The 5,665-nt window shown below is 72.6% G+C and carries 4 protein-coding genes; 3 read left to right on the forward strand and 1 reads right to left on the reverse strand.

The annotated features are described in order from the left end of the window. The first annotated feature begins 185 nt into the window (after positions 1 to 185). Positions 186 to 1,361, forward strand: a complete 1,176-nt coding sequence (locus K6I34_RS30145; RefSeq protein ID WP_229330750.1) for an acyl-CoA dehydrogenase family protein — start codon at positions 186 to 188, stop codon at positions 1,359 to 1,361. Positions 1,362 to 1,413: 52 nt separating this feature from the next. Here the strand turns inward: K6I34_RS30145 and K6I34_RS30150 are convergent, their stop codons facing one another. Further along, positions 1,414 to 1,857, reverse strand: coding sequence for a cell division protein SepF (locus K6I34_RS30150; RefSeq protein ID WP_229330752.1), 444 nt, complete (start codon positions 1,855 to 1,857; stop codon positions 1,414 to 1,416). 282 nt (positions 1,858 to 2,139) lie between these two features. On the opposite strand from K6I34_RS30150, the gene K6I34_RS30155 reads away from it, so the two are divergent. Both K6I34_RS30155 and K6I34_RS30160 read left to right on the forward strand, forming a co-directional pair. Beyond that, on the forward strand, positions 2,140 to 3,366 hold the full coding sequence (locus tag K6I34_RS30155; RefSeq protein WP_229330754.1) for a DUF5685 family protein: 1,227 nt from the start codon (positions 2,140 to 2,142) through the stop codon (positions 3,364 to 3,366). A 469-nt stretch (positions 3,367 to 3,835) separates the two neighbouring features. After that, positions 3,836 to 5,665 (forward strand): FAD/NAD(P)-binding domain-containing protein (locus K6I34_RS30160; protein ID WP_229330756.1); only part of this gene is annotated, 1,830 nt, incomplete at its 3' end.

The following is a 5,665-nucleotide window of genomic DNA, read 5'->3' on the forward strand; positions in this document are numbered from 1 at the left end:
CCCCGGAACACTCCCCGCCTCGCCTTCACCGCCCACCCGCCCAGCCCGTCCGGCGTTTGAGGACGCGGCCGCAGGCCGCTCCCGCCGCAGGCGGCAATGGCGGGGCGGAGGGCCCCTGGACCCTTCGGTGGGAGCGGGGCTAGCGTCGGGGCGACGATCACCAAGACGCGCGCCGGAGGCACGGAATGAAGACGTCGTTCACCCCCCACGACCCCCTCGGCATCGACGACCTGCTGAGCCCCGAGGAGCTCGCCGTCCGCAGCACGGTTCGCCAGTGGGCCGCGGACAGAGTGCTGCCGCACATCGCCGAGTGGTACGAGCGCGGCGAGGTCCCCGTCATTCGCGAACTCGCCCGTGAGCTCGGCGCGATAGGGGCCCTCGGCATGTCGCTCACCGGCTACGGCTGCGCCGGGGCGAGCGCGGTGCAGTACGGCCTCGCCTGCCTCGAGCTGGAGGCGGCCGACTCCGGTATCCGTTCGATCGTCTCGGTGCAGGGCTCCCTCGCGATGTACGCGATCCACCGCTTCGGCTCGGAGGAGCAGAAGCAGCGCTGGCTGCCGGGGATGGCCGCCGGCGAGATCATCGGCTGCTTCGCGCTGACCGAGCCCGACCACGGCTCGGACCCCGCCGGGATGCGGACGTACGCCAAGCGCGACGGCACCGACTGGGTGCTGACGGGCCGCAAGATGTGGATCACGAATGGTTCGGTGGCGGGCGTCGCGGTCGTCTGGGCACAGACGGACGAGGGCATCCGTGGGTTTGTCGTACCGACGGACAGCCGCGGATTCTCCGCGCCCGAAATCACCCATAAGTGGTCACTGCGTGCGTCTGTTACGAGTGAACTCGTCCTGGACGAGGTGCGGCTCCCCGCCGACGCGGTGCTGCCGGAGGCGGCCGGGCTGGGCGGTCCGCTGAGCTGTCTGAGCCACGCCCGCTACGGCATCGTGTGGGGCTCGCTGGGCGCGGCCCGCACCTGCTTCGAGACGGCGCTGGAGTACGCGCGGACCAGGGAGCAGTTCGGCAGGCCCATCGGCGGCTTCCAGCTCACCCAGGCCAAGCTCGCCGACATGGCCGTCGAGCTGCACAAGGGTCTGCTGCTCGCCCACCACCTGGGACGGCGGATGGACGCGGGGACGCTGCGGCCGGAGCAGGTCAGCTTCGGGAAGCTCAACAACGTGCGCGAGGCGATCGAGATCTGCCGGACGGCCAGGACGATCCTCGGCGCGAACGGGATCTCCCTGGAGTACCCGGTGATGCGCCACGCCACCAACCTGGAGTCGGTGCTGACCTACGAGGGGACGGTGGAGATGCACCAGCTGGTGCTGGGCAAGGCGCTCACCGGGATCGACGCCTTCCGGTGAGCACCGCGGGCGGGACGGGCAGGGCGGGCGGTGCGGCCAGGGCGGCCCGCCGTCAGCTCTGGTTGAAGAAGCCGCCGTTCGTGCGGCGGGCCTCCCCGTTGAGCACCTGGTAGTCGGCGGGGGTCAGCAGGAAGACGCGGTTGGCCACGCGCTCGATCGAGCCGCGCAGGCCGAAGGTCAGGCCGGCCGCGAAGTCCACGACGCGCTTGGCGTCGTTGGGCTCCATGCCGGTGAGGTTCACGATCACCGGGACGCCCTCGCGGAAGAGCTCGCCGATGCCACGGGCGTCCCGGAAGCCGTCCGGGGTGACCGTGGCGATGCGGGTGCCCTGTTCCTGCGCGGTCTCGTCCGCCACCCGCACCTTCGGGTTGGTGACCCAGGAGTCGCCGGGCTCGGGCCCCTCTTCCGAGTCCTCTTCGTAGCCCCCGTAGTAGCGCTCGTCATCGCTGTCGTCGACGAGGCCGAGCCAGGCACTCGCCTTGCGCACCGATCCCATGGACGCCTCCTCTCACACGCGGTGTGGTCCGACCGCTTCCCTATCGTCGTCCATGTTGTGGATGGTGTGCCAAGTGGATGGCCGCCAAGCGAGGATTTCGTGACGCATCTGGTGCAAAGCGGTTGGCGATGCGTCAGATAACCCCAGTGATCGGCCACACGCTCCGGACCTGGGCATATGCGGGGTGGTGCGGGAGAGCTGGAGGGGTGGCGCCCGAGGCCGGTGTGCTTGTCCGGTGATTAGGATGCCCGGGTTCGGCCGCAGCACACACGGGGGCTCTCTTTGTTCGGGATCATCAGGCCATGCCGTCATCGGCTCTCGGAGTCGATGCGCGCGGAGTGGATGGCACATCTCTGTGGACTGTGCCTGGCGCTGCGCGGCGCAAACGGGCAATTCGCGCGCGTCGCGACCAATTATGACGGTCTGGTCATTTCGGTTCTGGTGGAGGCTCAGTCCTCGCGTGCCGGGGGCGCGGACGCGTGGCGGCGCACGGCGGGGCCGTGTCCGCTGCGCGGGATGCGTGCCGCTCCCGTCGCCCGGGGCGAGGGCGCGCGGCTGGCCGCCTCCGTCTCGCTCGTCCTCGCCTCGGCGAAGATGCGGGACCATGTCGCCGACCGCGACGGGCTCTTGGCGCGGCGTCCGGTGGCCGCGGCCGCCCGCAGGGTCGCCGCCACCTGGGACCGCGCCGGGGCCCGTACGGGATCGGAGCTCGGCTTCGACACGGCGGTGCTGGTGGACGCGGTCGACCGGCAGGCCGGGATCGAGGCGCTGGCCGGGGCCGGGACGCCGCTGACGGCCGTCACGGAGCCGACGGAGACGGCGACCGCCGCGGCCTTCGGACACACCGCGATACTTGCCGGGCGGCCGGGCAATCGGGCGCCGCTGGAGGAGGCCGGGCGGCTCTTCGGGCGGCTCGCTCATCTGCTGGACGCCGTCGAGGACCTCGCGGAGGACGCGCGGACCGGCGCGTGGAACCCCATCGCCGTGACCGGCACGGACCTCGCCGAGGTCCGGCGGCTGTGCGACGACGCCGTGCACGGCGTACGGCTCGCGCTGCGCGAGGTCGACTTCGCGAGCAAGGCGCAGGGCAGGCTCGCGCACGTCCTGCTCGCGCACGAGCTGAAGCGCGCCGTCGACCGGGCGTTCGGCACGGACGGGTGCGGCCATCGGCACGATGACATGTCGACAGATGCACAGGGCGCGTTCGGTCCGCCGCCGGTCATGCCGCCGCCCGGCGCCCCGCCCGAGCCGCCGAGGGGAGGACGGCGGCGCGGCCCGATCGCCGGCTGTGCGGTGTGGGCCGGGCTCTTCTGCACGTGCCAGGTGTGCTGTACGGACTACACGGATCCCTGGCACGGGCATAAGCGTGAGGCGTGGTGCAGCAAGTGTGACGGCTGTGATTACTGCGATGTCAGTGACTGTGAATGCTGCTGCAATTGCTGTAACTGCTGCTCGGACGGCGGTGGTTGTGACGGTTGCGGTTGTGACGGCTGTGGCTGCGACTGCTGAACGAGCACGTACGAGGGGAGGGGTGCGGCCGTTACTGCCGCGGTGTGAAGGCAGGCGAAGGCAGGGGAGAGCAGGGGAGAACCGGGCGGAGCTGAGCAGAGCGGGGGAAGGCAAAAAGCGATGCGAGGGCGCGTGGAAGCGCGCTCAGCCCTGGCGCGAGCCGGTACAGGAACCGGTGGCGGGGCCGAGGGGGCAGGGGCGACACGAGGCCGACCACACCCGACCGAAGTCGATGTGGCCCCGTGTGACCAGCCGCTGCCCTGAGTGCATGTGCCAAGTGGAACAGCCATCCGACTTCCCCGTCAATGGCGTTGAGACGTGGCGTCCACACTGTGGACGCCTTTATGGACATGCTTGACAGCAGGCCAGGCCACCGGCTTAGCCTCGGGGTCCGGTCGCGCTGAGGGGCGCGGCCCGGTGTGCAGGCGGCAACTCCCGTGCTCGATTCCCGCATCCACGGAGCCTTCGCATGTCCGCGCACCCGGATTCCCCTCTTCTCGGACTGGCCGCACTGGCCGACTCGGTCTCCTCCGTCTTCTCGACCTCCTCCGCTTTCGCGGATCCGCCCGGCGACGCCCCGCCCGGCGCCGCCGTCCCGTCCCTCGTCGTCGTCGGCGCGGGCCCGCGCGGCACCGGCATTGTCGAGCGCATCGCCGCCAACGCGCCCGAACTCCTCGCGGGCGCCCGCCTCGACCTGCACCTCGTCGACCCCTACCCGCCGGGCGGCGGCCGCGTCTGGCGCCGCGACCAGTCCCCGCTGCTGTGGATGAACTCCATGGCGGAGGACGTCACGATGTACACCGACGAGACCGTGCGGCTGGCGGGCCCTGTACGCCCCGGCCCCTCCCTCGCCGAGTGGGCCGGGCTGGTGCGCGCCGGGGACGTCCCCGGCGTCGATCCCGAAACGGCGGCCGAAGCGGCCGGGTTGACCGGCCGTACCTTCCCCAGCAGGCGGCTCCAGAGCGCCTACCTGGACTGGACGTACCGGCAGGCCGTGGCCGCCCTGCCGCCCGGGATCACCGTCCACGAGCACCGCCGCCGCGCCTTACGCCTCTCCGGGCCCCGCGACGGACGGCAGCACGTATGGCTGGAAGGGCGGGCCGAACCTCTGCGCGCCGACCTCGTCGTCCTCGCCCTGGGGCACCTCCCCGCGGGCCCCGACGCCGAACAGTCCGTGCTCGCCCGCTTTGCCGCCGAGCACGGACTCACCTACCTGCCGCCCGAGTTCACCGCCGACAGCGACCTCGACGTCCTGCGCCCCGGTGAGGACGTCCTCGTCCGCGGCTTCGGGCTCGCCTTCGTCGACCTCATGGTGCTCGTCACCGAGGGCCGCGGCGGCACGTACACCGACGACGGCACCGGCACGCTCACCTACCACCCCTCGGGCCGCGAGCCCGTCCTGCACGTCGGCTCGCGCCGTGGCGTCCCGTACCGTGCGAAGATCGACTATCCCTGGGAGGGGGAACTGCCGCCGCTGCCCCGCTTCCTCGGTCCGGCCGAGGCCGAGGAACTGCGCCGCCGTCCCGGCCCGCTCGACTTCCACCGCGACATCTGGCCGCTGGTCGAGAAGGAGCTCGGATTCGCCCACTACCACCGGCTGTTCACCGCGCACCCCGAGCGCACCCGCGTCGCCTGGTCGGACTTCGAGGCCAAGTACGCCCTGTGCGACCCCGGCAGCGCCGAACTCGACGCGCTCGTCGCCGCGTCGGTGCCCGACCCCGCCGACCGGCTCGACCTGGCCGCGCTCGACCACCCGCTCGCCGGGGTGCGCCACGACGGCGCGGAGGCGTTCCAGGCGGGGCTGCGGGCCCACATCGAGGCCGACCTCGCCCGCCGCGAGGACCCCCGCCACAGCCCCGACCACGCCGTCTTCCTCGGGCTGCTCTCCGCCTACGGCCAGATCATGGGGCTCGGCGACATCGGCACCTGGTGGCACGGCTTCTTCAGCTACGTGGCCTCCGGGCCGCCCGGCCCCCGGCTGCGGCAGCTCCTCGCCCTGTCCCGCGCCGGTCTCGTCCGGTTCCTCGGCGCCGACACCGAGATCACCGCCGACCCCGGGCGCGGCGTCTTCCGGGCCCGCAGCGTGGTGGTGCCCGGCGCGGTCGCCGAGGCCAGGGCGCTCGTCGAGGGCCGGCTGCCCGCGCCCTCCGTCGCCCGCTCCGGTGACCGGCTGCTGCGCGGCCTCGCGGACGAGGTCACCGTGACCCCCGCCGGGCTGCTCGCCGTCGGCCCCGACGACGGCCGCGTCCTCGACCGCGACGGCCGCCCGCACCCGCGCCGCTTCGCCCTCGGCCCGCAC

This window comes from Streptomyces sp. UNOC14_S4, from assembly GCF_020740835.1.
Classification (GTDB): Bacteria; Actinomycetota; Actinomycetes; order Streptomycetales; family Streptomycetaceae; genus Streptomyces.

Coding starts and splice junctions, on each gene's coding strand:
- K6I34_RS30145 (WP_229330750.1), top strand. CDS start 186: ATGAAGACGTCGTTCACCCCCCACGACCCCCTCGGCATCGACGACCTG.
- K6I34_RS30150 (WP_229330752.1), bottom strand. CDS start 1,857: ATGGGATCGGTGCGCAAGGCGAGTGCCTGGCTCGGCCTCGTCGACGAC.